General features: G+C 35.9%; 14 protein-coding genes. 2 read left to right on the plus strand and 12 right to left on the minus strand.

Going from position 1 to position 15,581, the window contains the following annotated elements; all coding sequences use genetic code 11:
* Window positions 1–38 precede the first annotated feature (38 nt).
* A complete protein-coding gene (locus A8B35_RS22730) occupies window positions 39–911 on the plus strand; it encodes an efflux RND transporter periplasmic adaptor subunit (protein WP_075604118.1) in 873 nt (290 codons plus the stop codon).
* A 166-nt stretch (window positions 912–1,077) separates the two neighbouring features.
* Here the strand turns inward: A8B35_RS22730 and A8B35_RS22735 are convergent, their stop codons facing one another.
* The 9 genes from A8B35_RS22735 to uxaC all read right to left on the minus strand — a co-directional run bounded on the left by A8B35_RS22735 (window position 1,078) and on the right by uxaC (window position 10,990).
* Complete coding sequence (locus A8B35_RS22735; protein ID WP_075604119.1) at window positions 1,078–2,124, minus strand: substrate-binding domain-containing protein; 1,047 nt, start codon at window positions 2,122–2,124, stop codon at window positions 1,078–1,080.
* A gap of 123 nt (window positions 2,125–2,247) precedes the next feature.
* A complete protein-coding gene (locus A8B35_RS22740; protein ID WP_075604120.1) occupies window positions 2,248–3,708 on the minus strand; it encodes a TRAP transporter large permease in 1,461 nt (486 codons plus the stop codon).
* A complete protein-coding gene (locus A8B35_RS22745) occupies window positions 3,708–4,181 on the minus strand; it encodes a TRAP transporter small permease (RefSeq protein WP_075604121.1) in 474 nt (157 codons plus the stop codon). The genes A8B35_RS22740 and A8B35_RS22745 overlap by 1 nt, the downstream gene beginning before the upstream one ends.
* A gap of 7 nt (window positions 4,182–4,188) precedes the next feature.
* Window positions 4,189–5,172 carry a TRAP transporter substrate-binding protein gene (locus tag A8B35_RS22750; RefSeq protein WP_075604122.1) on the minus strand — a complete coding sequence of 328 codons (984 nt, stop codon included), beginning with the start codon at window positions 5,170–5,172 and terminating at the stop codon, window positions 4,189–4,191.
* A gap of 215 nt (window positions 5,173–5,387) precedes the next feature.
* Complete coding sequence (gene uxuA / locus A8B35_RS22755; protein ID WP_075604123.1) at window positions 5,388–6,575, minus strand: mannonate dehydratase; 1,188 nt, start codon at window positions 6,573–6,575, stop codon at window positions 5,388–5,390.
* A gap of 83 nt (window positions 6,576–6,658) precedes the next feature.
* Window positions 6,659–7,501, minus strand: coding sequence for an SDR family oxidoreductase (locus tag A8B35_RS22760; protein ID WP_075604124.1), 843 nt, complete (start codon window positions 7,499–7,501; stop codon window positions 6,659–6,661).
* A gap of 4 nt (window positions 7,502–7,505) precedes the next feature.
* Window positions 7,506–8,177: a bifunctional 4-hydroxy-2-oxoglutarate aldolase/2-dehydro-3-deoxy-phosphogluconate aldolase gene (locus A8B35_RS22765; RefSeq protein WP_075604125.1), complete on the minus strand. Its 672-nt coding sequence runs from the start codon at window positions 8,175–8,177 to the stop codon at window positions 7,506–7,508.
* A 338-nt stretch (window positions 8,178–8,515) separates the two neighbouring features.
* Window positions 8,516–9,553: a sugar kinase gene (locus tag A8B35_RS22770; protein ID WP_075604126.1), complete on the minus strand. Its 1,038-nt coding sequence runs from the start codon at window positions 9,551–9,553 to the stop codon at window positions 8,516–8,518.
* 36 nt (window positions 9,554–9,589) lie between these two features.
* The gene (uxaC, locus tag A8B35_RS22775; RefSeq protein WP_075604127.1) at window positions 9,590–10,990 is read right to left on the minus strand and encodes a glucuronate isomerase; all 1,401 of its coding nucleotides are present in this window, start codon (window positions 10,988–10,990) and stop codon (window positions 9,590–9,592) included.
* A 349-nt stretch (window positions 10,991–11,339) separates the two neighbouring features.
* Between uxaC and A8B35_RS22780 the strand changes: the two genes are divergently transcribed.
* The gene (locus tag A8B35_RS22780) at window positions 11,340–12,596 is read left to right on the plus strand and encodes a metallophosphoesterase (RefSeq protein ID WP_075604128.1); all 1,257 of its coding nucleotides are present in this window, start codon (window positions 11,340–11,342) and stop codon (window positions 12,594–12,596) included.
* A 65-nt stretch (window positions 12,597–12,661) separates the two neighbouring features.
* On the opposite strand, the gene A8B35_RS22785 is transcribed toward A8B35_RS22780, so the two are convergent.
* The 3 genes from A8B35_RS22785 to A8B35_RS22795 all read right to left on the minus strand — a co-directional run.
* Window positions 12,662–13,783, minus strand: a complete 1,122-nt coding sequence (locus A8B35_RS22785; protein ID WP_075604129.1) for a hypothetical protein — start codon at window positions 13,781–13,783, stop codon at window positions 12,662–12,664.
* 139 nt (window positions 13,784–13,922) lie between these two features.
* Window positions 13,923–14,690, minus strand: a complete 768-nt coding sequence (locus A8B35_RS22790; protein WP_075604130.1) for a LytR/AlgR family response regulator transcription factor — start codon at window positions 14,688–14,690, stop codon at window positions 13,923–13,925.
* Between the two features lie 11 nt (window positions 14,691–14,701).
* Window positions 14,702–15,581 (minus strand): sensor histidine kinase (locus A8B35_RS22795; protein WP_139314999.1); only part of this gene is annotated, 880 nt, incomplete at its 5' end.

Genomic DNA, 15,581 nt, shown 5'->3' on the forward strand with positions numbered 1-15,581 from the left:
GCTATAAATAATAGAATTGATCATTAAAAAAGATAACAATGAAGACAATTAATATAATCACATTACTTCTTGCAGTTTTATGGGTAGGATGTAATAACACGCAAAGCGAAACACAAGTAAATAATAACACAACTGAAATAATCAAGGAGGAAAGCCCAAGAGAAGAACCAATACCTGTTATTTCAGAACTTAAGCCCATCCATTGTACTGGAATTATAGATATACTGCCACAACATACTGCTACAGTAACCGCTACAGTGGGAGGCTTTGTTGAAACCATTAACGTGAACATGGGGCAGTGGGTAGAAAAAGGAACACTTTTAAGTACATTAAAGCATCCTGATTATATAGATATGCAAATGGAATACTTGAGTTTATCGAGTGAGTTTGAATATCTTAAAACAGAGTATACACGTCAAGAAACTTTGCATAAAGAGAAAGCAATATCTGAAAAGACCTATCAGCTAACCAAATCAAATTTCAATACAGTAAAAGCGCAAAAAGCGGGACTTTCTGCCAAGCTAGAGATGTTGGGAATTAATCCGGCTAGCATCACAGCTAGCAACATAAATTCAACAATAAAAATACTCGCTCCAATAAGTGGTTATGTCGATCATATTGATATAGTACCAGGTAAAATGATTACTTCCGAAAACGATATGTTTGATATTATTAATGTGCGTAAAAATATAATTAGACTGAATGTTTTTGCGCAGTATAGTGGTTTGTTACAAACAGGCCAAGAAGTACTTTATTCATTAAACGATGATGAAACATTTAAGGCTACCATAAGCTATATCGATAAATCGGTGGAGCAAGAAAGTAATACCCTACAAGTATTGGCAAAACCAATAAACCAAAGCAAAGAGTTTGCTATCGGGACCTATATTGATGCCCAAATTATTCTATAGTCATTGCGGTTTTAAATGCCGCTTAATGTATAAAAAAACGTAGGTTTATTTTTTGAAGTTTTATATAGTAAAATATGCCAAAAGAACACGGGAATTACCATGTAGTAAACTGTTCTTTTGGTATTAATAATATTGCAAAAGTAGATTGTAAGCAACGAAACAATGCTTACAAATAACTCACATTCTCCACATTGTAAATCGAAATGGGCTGATAGTCTTTTTTATCAGGCGTGGTATTAAAGGCCAAGAAATCAAAAAGCTTCTTAAAGGTTTTTTCGGCTTGCTCAATGGGGCGTTGACCAATAAGGTAATTAATCACACCATCTTTTAAGTACTTAATATTATTATCAAACACTTCGTAGCCCACCAAAAATAATTCCGATCGCTTACTTTCTTTTAAGTACTGGGCCACTGCATAGGTACGCGAACTAGTTACCACAATACCCTTAATGTTTGTGTGCGTGGCAAATATCGGGTCTAATACATTTTTTATATCGTCAATGGCATCGCTGGGTATTTCTACGTTTATCTTTTGTCCGGTATTGGTATTCTCATCCTCAAAATAACTCAAAAAGCCTTTCTGTCGACTATTTAGATGACCCACATTCTGAACGTTACGAGCAATGTTAACCAATAAAATATCCGCCTCCTTTTCAATGCCTAAATCAACTACGCTAGCGGCAACTCTGCCTCCCTTGTAGGCATCTTCACCTACAAATGAAATACTATTGGTATCATCAATAAACGAATCGATAAAGGCATAGGGTATTTTAAGCGAATCAAACTGCATACACAAGGTTTGCGATTCCTTTTTCAGAATAGGAGCAAGGATAACACCATTGGGCTGCCAGCTTAAAATAAGTGCCGCATTTCTATTAAAATCATCCTCGTTGTGCATTTCGTATAAAAAGAATTGCATATCAACCGTAAAGGGATAAATAGACTCTAAGCTATTGTTAAAACCAATGGGGTGCTTACTCCAATATTGATTGTTACCCAAGGCTTTGGGCAGCATAATAGCAATTTTATATGAGGTCGATGATTTTAAAACACGTGCAGCAATATTGGGTTTGTAATTCAGCTTTTCGGCAATTTTTAGCACCTTTTTTTTAGTAGCTTCCTTTACTTCACCTCTTTTGTGCAGCACTCTATCAACTGTTCCGATGGATACACCGGCTTCTTTGGCTATGTCTTTAATTCTTACTTTGCTCATGCGGTTTGCAAATATAAGTGGCTTTTTTGTTTTGTTAGTTATAAAGACAAAAGTATAAAACTGTAATCTATTAGATTCTTAGCTTACGATCTTTATACTTCTGTCTTTTATCTTTTGTATCAATTAAAATCCAAACACTTCGGGTAGCAATAAGCTTATTTTAGGTATGTACGTAACCATTAATAGTACTACTACCATGGCTAAAAACATAGGCAGTAGTGGTTTAATTACCTTATCAATTTTTACATTGGCCACACTACAGCCAATAAATAGTACCGATCCCACCGGAGGCGTACATAAGCCAACGCTAAGGTTAAGTACCATAATAATTCCAAAATGCGTAGCATCAACACCCATACTTGTTACAATAGGCAAAAATATTGGCGTAAAGATGAGTACAGCAGGCGTCATATCCATAAATACTCCTACCACTAATAATATTAGATTGATGATGAGTAAAATGATAATTGGGTTATCACTGATACCCAATAAGCCATCGCTTACATTTTGCGGAATGTTTTCATAGGCCATAATCCACGAAAGTCCGATACATGTAGCTATTAATAATAAAACAATAGCCGTGGTTTTAACCGAATGTAATAGGATAGAGGGTAAGTCGCTTACTTTTATTTCGCGATACGCAAGTGATAAAATAAATGCATATAAAACAGCTATGGCCGATGCTTCTGTTGCCGTAAAGAACCCCCCAACAATACCACCTATAACTACTATCAGTAAAAATAAACTAGGTACCGCTTGCCATAAAACATTAAGTCCTCGCTTTACCGAAGCAGGTCTTCTAACTATAAATCGAACGATAAAGAACAATAGGCTAGCCAATAAAATACCACAAATTACTTGATGCGTAATAGGCGAACTTCCTTTAATTACGGAAAGACCATAAATGGCAGATCCAATAGCGGTTAAACCGAGTATTACTTTAGTTATAGCTATAGCCGATGCGGAAAAGCCTTTTTTATAGTAGATAATTAAGGCCATTGAAGTGAGCATAATCGATAATCCTGTTAACAAACCAGGTAAATATCCTGCTAAGAATAAGGCGGTAATAGAAACCCCACCGCTAGCTAAAGAATATACGATTAAGATGTTACTTGGCGGAATCGATAGTCCTGTTGTGGCCGATGCAATATTAACGGCAGCACTAAAATTCTCATCATAACCGTCTTTTTTCATTTCGGGTCCCATAATTGAGCCAATGGCTGAAGCCGATGCTGCTGCCGATCCGGAAATGGCGCCAAATAACATATTGGCAAAAACATTCACAAAGGCCAATCCAGCAGGCCATCGGCCCACTAATAATTTGGCTAGGTTAATCAGCCGTATGGCAATACCACCTCGGTTCATAATGTTACCAGCCAATATAAAAAACGGAATGGCTAATAGAGCAAAGCTATCTAAGCCAGTGGCCATACGTTGTGCAAAAGTTGTAAATGCAGGTAAAGAGTCGATACTCACTAACATGGTAAGTATTCCCGATATTCCTATACTAAAAGCAATGGGTACACCAATTACTAGCAGAAATAAGAATGAAAATATTAATACTAAAATTCCTGTATAATCCATTACGATAGAGATTCTGAAGGGTTAATAATGTAATAAATAGAATAGTAAATGGTTAGTAAGCCGCTTATTGGCATTAGCAGATAAACATAGCCCAAAGGTATTTTCAATGCTGCCGACATCACGTTAAACTGAAAGCGTGTAATGCTTAACCATGCACCACCAATAACCATAACGGTTAAGGCAAAAAATACAACGCAGATATTGATGAAGATTGACATTTTAACTTGCGTTGATGGCTTTACTTTTTGCAATAGCAAATCAATGGCCAAGTGCTGGCGCTGGCCTACTACATAAGCAGCTCCGAGTATACCTACCCACATTAATAAAAAGCCTGCGAGCTCATCGGTAAATGAGCTTGGCGATGCAAAGATGTAACGACTAAAAACTTGCCATAGTACATCTAATATTAATAGGCCCATTAAAGTAACAAGCACATATTCTAATATTTTATCTATTTGTTTTTTTAAGATCATAACAAGGCTATTTAGTGTTTCTGATGCGTTGAATTAGGTCGTATATCTCAGGTTGACATTTATAGGCCTCATAAACAGGTTCTACCATTTTCATAAATGGTTCTTTATCTGGAATAATAATCTCCATGCCGGCATCTTTCACAATTTCTAAGGCATGTTCTTCGGCTTGGCGCCATAGCTCGCGCTCTTTGCTCACTGATTTTTCGGCTGCGGCCTTTAACCATTTTTGTTCCTGCTCACTCAACTTGTTCCAAACAACAGTACTTATAATAATCACATCGGGTACGCAGGTGTGTTCATTTAAGGTGTAGTACTTACATACCTCGTAATGGCGCGATGTATGTAAACTTGGCGGATTGTTTTCAGCACCATCTACCACGCCACTCTGCAGGGCTGTGTACAACTCGCCCCACGAAATTGGAGTAGGGGAGCCACCCATGGCTTTAACCATATTCATGGCTGTAATACTTTTTTGAACACGGATTTTTAATCCCTTTAAGTCTTCTTGATTATTAATGGGTTTGTTTACTGAATAGAAACTACGAAATCCAGCATCGTAAAAACACAATCCTTTTATATTGAATTGTTCTGTTGAGTTTAGGAATTCTTCACCAATAGGGCCATCCATCACATTAAAATGATGTTCTCTTGATCGGAATACATACGGTAAACCCAATACTTGGTAGTTGGGCGTAAAGCTCTCAAGCACCGCTGCTGATACTTTGGTAATGGCTAAACTACCAATTTGAAGTAGCTCAACGCATTGTTGTTCGCCACCTAACTGACCGCTAGGGTAAATTTCAATATTCATTTTACCACCCGATTCCTTTTCAAGTTCCTCGGCCATATAAACCATGGCTTTATGTACTGGGTGCGATGGATCTAGTCCGTGGGCTAGTTTTAGGGTGGTTGTATCTTTTTTTTGCTTACATCCTGCAAAGAGGATGGTAAAAACAAGTAGTGTTAATTTTGTATAGGTAGACAGTTTCATTGTTTATTAGATTATTTGGAATTAGTTAGTATAAAGTCAAAAGTATAAAGACATAAGATTTAACTAGTTGATCAAAATTATATCTTTGAAGATCTAGAGAAATCTATGCGAATTACCTTATCAGTGCATAATAATATATTAGTCCAATTTGCACTTAATACTTAAACACCAAGTAATCTTCATACTTATGTCTTGATACTTTATACTATTTATGTTTATATATTCAAACTTCGGCGTATGCCTAATTCTAAGCCTCTAATTTCGGCTAAGCCTTTCATTCTACCATATAATGAATATCCAGGGTTGTTATCCTGACCAATATCACCAAGCATTTGGTTTCCATGATCCGGACGTACTGGTATTGAAATATCTGTTCTTCCTTGCGCTTTGCGTTTCTCTTCTTCGGTAATAATCGATTTTAGTACCGAGTAAATATCCACATCACCTTCAAAAAGGTAATCTTCGCGGAAGTTATAATCTGTATCGCGCTGCACATTTCTTAGGTGAGCAAAATTAATACGTGGTGCAAGTTCTTCTGCCATTATTGCCAAATCGTTAAAGTGCCCAGCACCCCACGATCCTGTGCATAGTGTAACCCCATTAGAAATGGAATCAACTGTTGCAATTATTGCTTTGGCATCCTCCAAAGTACTTACTACTCTAGGTAAACCAAGTAATCCCCATGGTGGATCATCAGGGTGAATTGCCATACGAACGCCTGCTTCAATAGCTACAGGGATAATAGCTCTTAAGAATTCCTGTAAGTGGTCTCTTAACTTTTCATCATTGATACCAGCATATTCATCTAGTACTGCCTGAAATTGCTCTAGAGTATAGCTTTCTTCAGCACCAGGGAGGCCTTTAATAACCGTATTGGTTAAGGTTTCTATCCCATCAGCATCTAAACTGTTGAAGTAGGCTTTAGCTTCTTTTTTTATTTTTTCAGAGTAGTCGTTTTCTGCACCTTTACGTTTTAATACAAACATATCAAAGGCAGCAAATACCTTTTGTTGGTATATTAAAGCAAGTGAGCCATCGTTAAACTCAAAGTTTAAATTGGTTCTCGACCAATCTAAAACAGGCATAAAGTTGTAACAAATGGTTTCTATACCGCATTTGCCAAGGTTGGCAATGGATGTTTTGTAGTTTTCGGTATAGGTTTTCCAATTACCGCTTTGCTTTTTAATGTCTTCGTGTACCGGAACGCTTTCCACAACCGACCAAGAAAGGCCTGCTTTCTCAATCATTGTTTTACGTTTGGTAATTTCTTCTACGGTCCATATTTCACCATTTGGGATGTGGTGTAAGGCCGTAACAATACCGGTAGCTCCGGTTTGTTTAATATCGTTAAGCGTAATACGGTCGTTAGGTCCGTACCATCGCCATGTTTGTTCTATAGCCATTTTAGTTTTTTTAGAATGTATTTGTTTTCCAATAACAAGGGCATTTGTTAATTCAGGAACTCAAAACGAAATTTCAGTGTGTTTTACACACCACTATAAGCACTAAAGCCGCCGTCAATCGGAATAACAACTCCGGTAACAAATCTGGCCCAGTCAGATAATAAATACATCACAGTTCCGCTCAATTCTTCTGGCTCACCGTAACGTTCCATTGGCGTACCATTAATAATTTTTTGTCCGCGTGGTGTAGCTTCACCAGTCTTTTCATCTACCAATAAAAAACGATTCTGATTGGTTAATAAAAATCCGGGAGCAATGGCATTTACTCTAATACCAGTTTTAGCCATGTGCACAGCCAACCATTGTGTAAAGTTGTTAATAGCCGATTTTGCTGCCGAGTAGGCTGGTATTTTAGTTAAGGGACGGAAAGCGTTCATTGAAGAAACGTTAATGATAGAACCATCCTTTTTGCCTAACATATCCTTAGAAAATACCATTGAAGGCAATAAAGTACCTTGGAAGTTAAGGGCAAAAACCTTATCAAAACCATCCATTTCTAAACCGTAGAAAGTATCTTCTAGGCTATCCATTTCGTTTTCGGTAATTTCTTCAGCCTTTGTAGTTGCTGAAGCAGCATTACCACCTGCACCATTTACCAAATAATCAATGCTACCCAATTCCTTGTTAATAGTAGCTTTTGCCGTTTCTAAAGAGGCCTTGTCTAATACATTAGCCGATAAGCCAATGGATTTAACCCCATACTCAGCAGTAATCTCTTGAGCCACCTTTTCGGCAGCCTCTAAGTTAAGGTCTAATATTGCTGTTACTATTCCCTCAGCTGCCATGTTACGTGCAATGGTGGAGCACAAAACTCCACCACCCCCAGTTATAACAGCAACTTTATCTTTTAAATTCAGTTGAAGCATATTACTATTTTTTAACCGACTCAATATTTGCCATCAAGTCTTTTACCATTTCAGTCATTTTAGCCCAATCGCCTTGTGCCATTACTTCTTTAGGGAATAATTTAGATCCCATTCCAACGCAAGTAACACCGGCATCAAACCACATTTTTAAGTTTTCTTTACTAGTATCTACACCGCCTGTTGGCATAATATCTGTCCAAGGCATTGGTGCTTTTACCGCTTTTACAAACGAAGGACCACCTACTTCTGAAGCCGGGAATACCTTTACCACCTCAGCACCTAATTCTTGTGCTTTGTTAATTTCAGAAATAGTTCCGCAACCTGGCGACCACATTACTTTGCGACGGTTACAGATTTTAGCCATGTTTTCGTTCAATAGTGGAGATACAATAAAGTTAGCACCCAATTGCATATATAAAGCTGTTGTTGCTTCCTCTACTAACGAACCTGCTCCTAAAATCATTCCAGGTAGTTCGGCCAAAGCGTATTTGTTTAATTCATCAAATAACTGATGTGCAAAGTCGCCTCTGTTTACAAACTCAAATACGCGAATACCGCCATCGTAACACGATTTTAATACTGCTTTACAAACCTCAATATCTTCGTGATAAAAAACAGGAACAACTCCTGTTTCCTTCATTGCATTAAATACTTCTATACGTGAATATTTTGCCATTTTATATTTATTATCGGCAATAACCGAATTGTTATTGTTAATTATGATTATTCTCTTTTGCGAATGTCAAATCATTCGATATTGCGTCATCGTGATGCAAGAAGCGATCTCAAGGCATAATGTGAAATTGGTGCCTTGGTATGGTCGTGTTCCTCACCATAACGAGGTGCAAAGTAATTCGCAAATCAGATGTAATATATCATTTTTGTCTCTGTTAAAAGATGCTCTTTAATACGTTTGAACAGCAAGTATACTTCAAAATACTGGTTCGTTAACCAATATCGTTCAGCGCATTAAAAAGACACCTTTTAAACTCTGTCAAAATTGATATAAATATTTTATCTTGATACTCTACCCGAAGCATCACCATCCATTAGTTTTTCAACTTCAGCAATGCTTGCTAAGTTGTAGTCACCATGAATTGTATGCTTTAAACATGATGCTGCAGTAGCAAAGTTTAAAGCTTTTTGATCGTCTCCTTCGTAGGCTAAAAGTCCGTATATCAAACCACCCATAAATGAGTCGCCACCACCAACTCTGTCTACAATATGCGTGATTTGATATGTTGGAGCTTCGTATAATGTTTTTCCATCGTATAATACACCAGACCATGAGTTATGGTTTGCGTTTATCGATCCTCTTAAAGTTGTAATTACCTTTTTAACTCTTGGGAATTTTGCCATAATTTTTTGAGATACACCTCTGTAAGCTTCGGCCTCAACGTGTCCTCCAGTAACATCAACACCATCAGGGTGAATGTCAAGCATCATAGCTGCATCTTCTTCGTTACCTAAAACAATATCGCAACCTGCTACTAACTCAGGCATTATTTCAGCACCTGTCTTTCCGTATTTCCAAAGGTTTTTGCGGTAGTTAAGATCGGTAGTAACCGTAACTCCTAATTTGTTGGCCACTTTGATAGCCTCTAAACAAGCATCGGCAGCACCTTGAGAAACGGCAGGAGTAATACCTGTCCAGTGAAATGCATCCGCACCTTCTAATACTTCTTCCCAATTAACCATACCTGGCTTAATTTCAGAGAAAGCCGAGTGTGCTCTATCATACACAACTTTACTAGCTCTGGCTACAGAACCTGTTTCAAGGTAATAGGTACCTATTCTATCACCACCTTTAACTATTTTTTTTGTGTCTACATTATGCTTGCGTAATTCCATAATACATGCATCTGCAATTTCGTTTTCTGGTAAACGAGTAACAAATGATACATCAACGCCATAATTAGCTAATGAAACAGCAACGTTGGCCTCGCCACCGCCATAAGACGCGTTATACGAAGTTGCTTGTGAAAAACGTTGGTACTGTGGAGTTACAAAGCGTAACATAATTTCCCCGAAAGTGACTACTTTTTTTGCCATAATTGATATGCCCTTAAAAATTTTACTATGATTAAATTAGAATCCTAAAAATGCTTTTGCATTATTATATGATAAACCTTCAACCAATAGTTGAAGAATATTTTCGTCGTTTGGTATTAAGCCTTTTTCAACCTGATCGCCAATGTAATTACAAGCAATTCTTCTGAAATACTCGTGGCGAGGATAGGATAAAAAGCTTCTTGAATCGGTTACCATTCCTATAAATCGGCTTAGTAAACTTAAAGCAGATAAATCTTCTAGGTGGCGTTCCATTCCTGTTTTCTGATCTAAAAACCACCAAGCAGCACCATAAGATACTTTGCCAGCAGTTGTTCCATCGGCAAAATTGCCACACATTGTTAGGAACATCTCATTATCTGCTGGATTTAAATTGTACAGAATGGTTTTTGCCAATTGATCGGTACTATCTAGATAGTTTAAAAATTGAGAAGCTTTTAAACTCGGTTGAGAATCGCCGATGGAATCAAAACCAGTATCAGCACCCAAATGGTTAAACATGCGTGTGTTGTTATTTCTAATGGCTCCAACATGGAACTGTTGCGTCCAACCACGTTTGTGGTTCATATGACTTAAGGCTGCCATTACAGCTGTCATATATTTTTCTTTCTCTTCTGTAGTAATGGTTTTGCCATCAATAGCTTTATCGAAGATGCTTTTTACTTCATCCATATTATAGGCAGCAAAGAAAAAGCGATCAGGTCCGCTATCCGAAATTCTACAGCCTAAATCGTGGAAGAATTGATGTCTTTTATTCAAAGCTTCTACTAAAGTGTCGAACGAGCTAATGTTGATATTTGCACTTTCGCCAAGCTTTTCTAGGTAAGCCGTAAAAACAATCGCGTTATCAATGTTAAACACTTTATCAGCTCTAAACGATGGTAGTACCTTAGTTTCGAAACCTTGTTCTTTTAATCTGATATGGTGCTCTAAGCTATCGGCAGGATCGTCAGTGGTGCCAATCATCTCAACATTCATTTTTTTGATGAGGCTTTGTGCACTAAACTCAGGTGTACTCAACATTTCTTTTGTTGAGTTATATATTTTATCCGCATTAGCGGGAGAAAGTAACTCGTAAATATCGAAATAACGAGCCAATTCTAAATGTGTCCAATGGTATAGAGGGTTTGCTGCAGTATAGGGAACTGTCTCGGCCCATTTCATGAATTTTTCTTTATCAGAAACATTTCCGGTACAGTATTTTTCGTCAATGCCGTTAATACGCATGGCTCTCCATTTATAATGATCGCCTCCTAACCACATATCTCCTAAGTTGTCGTAATTGTAATTGTCTGCAATTACTTTCGCATCAAGGTGACAGTGATAGTCTATAATTGGTTTATTACTTGCGTACTTATGGTAAATCTCTTGTGCTACTTTTGACTGTAATACAAAATTGGGATTTATGAATGTTGACATATTTTCAGTTCTTTTATTTCCGTTAACGAACACGAAAATACACGAAAATGCACAATTTCCAAAATGTAATGATTTTGTAGGAAGGGAATTGTAAACTATTAATTGCTTTCAAAGCTTTTATTAGTAAGGATAGTGCTCAGTTGTTGGAAAAATAAACTTTTCATTATTTATATTAAATATAAATAATGAATGTGTGTGATTTATGTTTTCGTTAACGGAATGTAAAAGAGACGATATATTGGATAATGATTAAGGGAGGAATGACGTAATCATCTTATTTTAAGCTTTTTTATACAACTATGGACTGATAATTGCGTTTAAGAATAAGAAATAATTCAATTATTGGTGTATGAAATTTAAAATTGTTGCGTTTTTAGCCATCCTCATCATACTTGTTTGTGTTGATTTATTGAGTTTTTTAATCTTTAAAAAAGAAGTTAAACAAACTTCTATAACTAAAAACTTAGCCCGTCTGTTCTTTGGGATTGTCCCTTTGGTTTTCGGGATTGCTTACTTTTATCTAACGATACAAATTAGAGAAATATCATCGCCCGATTTTTATCATTATTTTATGGTAATAAATGGAGCCTTTCTTCTTTTATACATGCCCAAATTCTTTTATTTGCTTTATTATGGTCTATTTATGTTAATAGATTGGGCGTTCTCACATTATAAAGTAAAGAAGGCCTCGTTGGAGCAGACCACCATTCGATATCCACGAATTAGTAGAAAGAAATTTGTGAGTCAGGTGGGAATTATATTTGCCACCGCACCTTTTATATCTGTACTATTCGGTATGGTAAAAGGGAGGTTTTCTTTTTTTACCAAGCATCAAAAAATTAAGTACCCCAATTTGCCAAACAATTTCAGTGGTTTTAAGATCATTCATATTTCAGATATTCACTTGGGTAGTTTTGCTTCAAATTATCAAAAGCTAGAAGGTATTGTAGATATAATCAATAAAGAAAATGCCGACGTGATATTTTTTACGGGCGATTTGGTAAATAATTTTGCAGAAGAAACACATGGTTGGGAAAGTATGTTTCAACAATTAAAAGCCAAATCAGGTAAGTTTTCTGTGTTAGGAAATCATGATTATGGTGATTACAGCAACTGGCCATCAGAAGCAGCTAAACAAGAAAATTTTCAAGGTATATTGGATGCTCATAAAAAGTTTGGATTTAGATTGTTGAAAGATGAATCGGTAGCTCTAAGTATCGGAGATCAGGAAATTGCGATCACTGGAGTTGAGAATTGGGGACAAGCACCATTTCCGCAATACGGAGATTTACAACAAGCTAAAAAAGGGACTGAGCATTTCGATTTTAAAATCTTACTTTCTCATGACCCTGATCATTGGGAAGCTGAGGTTGTTGGGCAAACGTCTTATGATTTAACCTTAGCAGGTCATACCCATGGAATGCAGTTTGGTATTAATTGGAAGGGCTTTAAGTGGTCTCCCGCAAAATACAAGTTCAAGCATTGGGATGGTTTATACAAAAACAAAGATCAATATTTGTATGTAAATCGGGGTTTGGGTTATTTGGGCATGCCAGCACGTATAGGTATGGCTCCTGAGATTACAGTTATCGAGTTAAATAGCTAATATGATATACATATAAAAAGAGCTTTTCTAGTTGTAGAAAAGCTCTTTTTATATGTGGTTTTTGATTAAAACATCTTTTTAAAACACCTCTTACGCTTATGCTGAATGTGGTCAAATGATTTCCACATTTGAATGGCTACATTGTTGTCTTCTAACATGCCTGTTGTTTCAACAAATTTAACACCATCATTATTTGCGGTATTCCATAGCTCATTGGTAAGTAACGCAGCAAGTCCTAATTTCTGAAATTCAGGACGAACTCCTGTCAACATAAGGTCCATTTCAGATGGATTGTCAATAGCTTTTTTCAAGTGGTACCATCCAAACGGTAATAGTTTCCCTTTTGCTTTTTGTAATGCTTTTGATAAAGATGGAAGCGCGATAATGAAACCTGCTAGCTCATTTTCTTTATCTAATATTACTTTTACATATCTTGGGTTTAAAGCAGGGAAGAATTTATCGATATAATATTTTATCATTCTATCAGGTAACCTGAAGGTTCCGAATAAACCAGAAAATGCATCGTTAAAAACCTTGAATATTTTTTCTTTATATGGCTCAAGTTCTTTTTTTGAGGTAAAGTTAACCGGAGTAAGTCCATATCGTTTTTTAATCATATTGGCCACTTTAACCGATTTTTCTGGCAAAGCATCAGGGAAAGTAATCCTAAACTCTAACCAGTCACGCTCTTTGGTGTAGCCATTATCTTCAATATGCTTTTTATAATAAGCAAAGTGGTAATCAGATGCCATAACAGGCATGTGGTCTTGTCCTTCTATTAGTATACCAGAGTGGTCAAGGTTAGAGAATCCTAAAGGTCCCATAACTCCAACCATGCCTTTAGTTTTTAAATAATCTTCTGCAGTTTGAATTAATAATTTAAAGACTTCGGCATCGTCAATGGCTTCAATACGAGTTATACGTCCGATCTTTTCTCCAATCTTTTCAATCCAAAGATCATTAACAATTGCACCAATTCGGCCCACAACTTCAGAGCCTTTCAAGGCAATCCAGAATTTGGCCTCACAGAAATCGAAAGCTGGGTTTTTCTCAACATCAAGAGCGCTATACTCATCGCCTTTTAGAGCTGGAAGCCAAAATTTGTTGTTTTTATATAGTTGATATGGAAATTCAACAAATTGCTTAATTTGTTTTTTTGAGCTTACCTCTACTATTTGAATACTCATATTTTTAGATTGACTAAGTAAATTGCACCCATTGTGTGGGTTTTTCTGAAAGCCCAAAAATAAAGAAATTATTCAATAATGGGTTTAACCTTTCAATTCAATTTTCAATTAGTTAATTAGGAGTCCAAATATTTATTAGTTAACCTTCTAGCCAGATTTTAAATCCTTTTATTCTTTCGCGTGAAACTATATACTCGTCATCAATACAGTCTTTTAATTTTACTTTTATCCTTGAAGGTCCAAGGGTTTGCACTTCTGATATTGCCGATATTCTAATAATTTGCTTGCGGTTAATACGGTAAAATTCTTTGGGGTTAAGGAGCTCTGATAGTTTATCTAATGTGTAATCAATTAGATAATTAAATTTGTTTTGGGTGAGGATATACGTACCTTTTTCGAAACTATAAAAACAGGTAACTTCAGTTGTGGGAACCATTTTTATTCGTATACCAACTTTTACAACAAACCTCTCTTTGTAACTCTCTTGTTTGTTTTGTATTGCATTAATTAGTGAGTCTATATTTAATTGTGATGGCTTGGGATTTTCTAATTTGTGGTAGTTTCTGAACTTTAAGATTGCTTCAGTAAGTTTATTGATGCTTAATGGTTTTAATAAATAATCGATACTATTTACACTAAAAGCTTGTAATGCATATTTATCATATGCTGTTGTAAAAATGATGAAGGACTCTATTTTAACAGAACTGAAAATTTCAAAAGAAATACCATCACCTAAGTGGATATCCATAAATACTAAAGGTGGATGTTCATTTTGGTTAAACCATTTAATTGAAGATTCTACAGAATCCAAGATGGCTAGTATCTTAGTGTCAGGATTAACTTTATGAAGCATTTTGCATAAATGTTCTGCTGCTAATGGTTCGTCTTCTATAATGAGTACATTCATTTTTTATAATTCTAATCAAAAGTTAATAGGGGAACATTTACTATAAATTGCTCCTCAGTTTTTATAAGTTCAAACGGAGAGTTGCTTAAATATTTATAGCGTTCCTTTAGATTGCTTAAACCTAATTTTTCTCCATCAATAGGTTTGTTGTACGGCTTAATATTATTTGTGATTTTTATGTACTTATCTGTTGTTTGTATTTTTATTGTTAACGGGTTATCCTTACTGATTTGGTTGTGTTTTATGGCATTCTCAACTAACATTTGAATGGTCATAGGTATTACTTGGTATAATTCTGAATTATCAATATTTATCTTAACCTCTATATTATTTCCGAATCGTTCTTTTTGTAGCGCGATGTATTGATTTACAAATAATATTTCATCCTTTAGCGAGATTATATCTTTTCCTCTATAGGATAGTAAATCTCTATAAAATGAAGATAATTTATTAACGTACGATTGGGCTCTTTCTGTATCGATATTAATTAATGAGCTTAAGGTATTGAGGCTATTGAATAAAAAATGCGGATTAACCTGATTGCTCAAAACCTTATATTGTAGCTCAAGTGCATGCTGCTTTAATTGCTGCTCGCTAATTATTAGTGTTCTCCACTCGTTGAAAAATGCACGGGCAAACATGAATAGTGTAATGATATAGAGTACGATGTATTCTGATATAATAATATTAATTACAAAGGCCTTAAAAGCACTCAAAGAAAGTTTCATAATTACGATGAACCATAAATAGTTAACTCCCCAAATTATTATGCTCGAATAAATGGTTGTGATAGAGAATGCAATAATTAGTGATCTGACAGGATGTTTGGTCCACGATAACCAATGGTTTTCAATTGAGTTGAAAATATATCCATTAGCAAATAAACCAACT

This window comes from Saccharicrinis aurantiacus (assembly GCF_001660705.2).
In the GTDB taxonomy this organism is placed as follows: domain Bacteria; phylum Bacteroidota; class Bacteroidia; order Bacteroidales; family Marinilabiliaceae; genus Saccharicrinis; species Saccharicrinis aurantiacus.

What these genes read in the sequence shown, in the direction of transcription:
- A8B35_RS22730 (WP_075604118.1), top strand. Translation starts at nt 39, where the DNA reads ATGAAGACAATTAATATAATCACATTACTTCTTGCAGTTTTATGGGTA.
- A8B35_RS22735 (WP_075604119.1), bottom strand. Translation starts at nt 2,124, where the DNA reads ATGAGCAAAGTAAGAATTAAAGACATAGCCAAAGAAGCCGGTGTATCC.
- A8B35_RS22740 (WP_075604120.1), bottom strand. Translation starts at nt 3,708, where the DNA reads ATGGATTATACAGGAATTTTAGTATTAATATTTTCATTCTTATTTCTG.
- A8B35_RS22745 (WP_075604121.1), bottom strand. Translation starts at nt 4,181, where the DNA reads ATGATCTTAAAAAAACAAATAGATAAAATATTAGAATATGTGCTTGTT.
- A8B35_RS22750 (WP_075604122.1), bottom strand. Translation starts at nt 5,172, where the DNA reads ATGAAACTGTCTACCTATACAAAATTAACACTACTTGTTTTTACCATC.
- uxuA (WP_075604123.1), bottom strand. Translation starts at nt 6,575, where the DNA reads ATGGCTATAGAACAAACATGGCGATGGTACGGACCTAACGACCGTATT.
- A8B35_RS22760 (WP_075604124.1), bottom strand. Translation starts at nt 7,501, where the DNA reads ATGCTTCAACTGAATTTAAAAGATAAAGTTGCTGTTATAACTGGGGGT.
- A8B35_RS22765 (WP_075604125.1), bottom strand. Translation starts at nt 8,177, where the DNA reads ATGGCAAAATATTCACGTATAGAAGTATTTAATGCAATGAAGGAAACA.
- A8B35_RS22770 (WP_075604126.1), bottom strand. Translation starts at nt 9,553, where the DNA reads ATGGCAAAAAAAGTAGTCACTTTCGGGGAAATTATGTTACGCTTTGTA.
- uxaC (WP_075604127.1), bottom strand. Translation starts at nt 10,990, where the DNA reads ATGTCAACATTCATAAATCCCAATTTTGTATTACAGTCAAAAGTAGCA.
- A8B35_RS22780 (WP_075604128.1), top strand. Translation starts at nt 11,340, where the DNA reads ATGAAATTTAAAATTGTTGCGTTTTTAGCCATCCTCATCATACTTGTT.
- A8B35_RS22785 (WP_075604129.1), bottom strand. Translation starts at nt 13,783, where the DNA reads ATGAGTATTCAAATAGTAGAGGTAAGCTCAAAAAAACAAATTAAGCAA.
- A8B35_RS22790 (WP_075604130.1), bottom strand. Translation starts at nt 14,690, where the DNA reads ATGAATGTACTCATTATAGAAGACGAACCATTAGCAGCAGAACATTTA.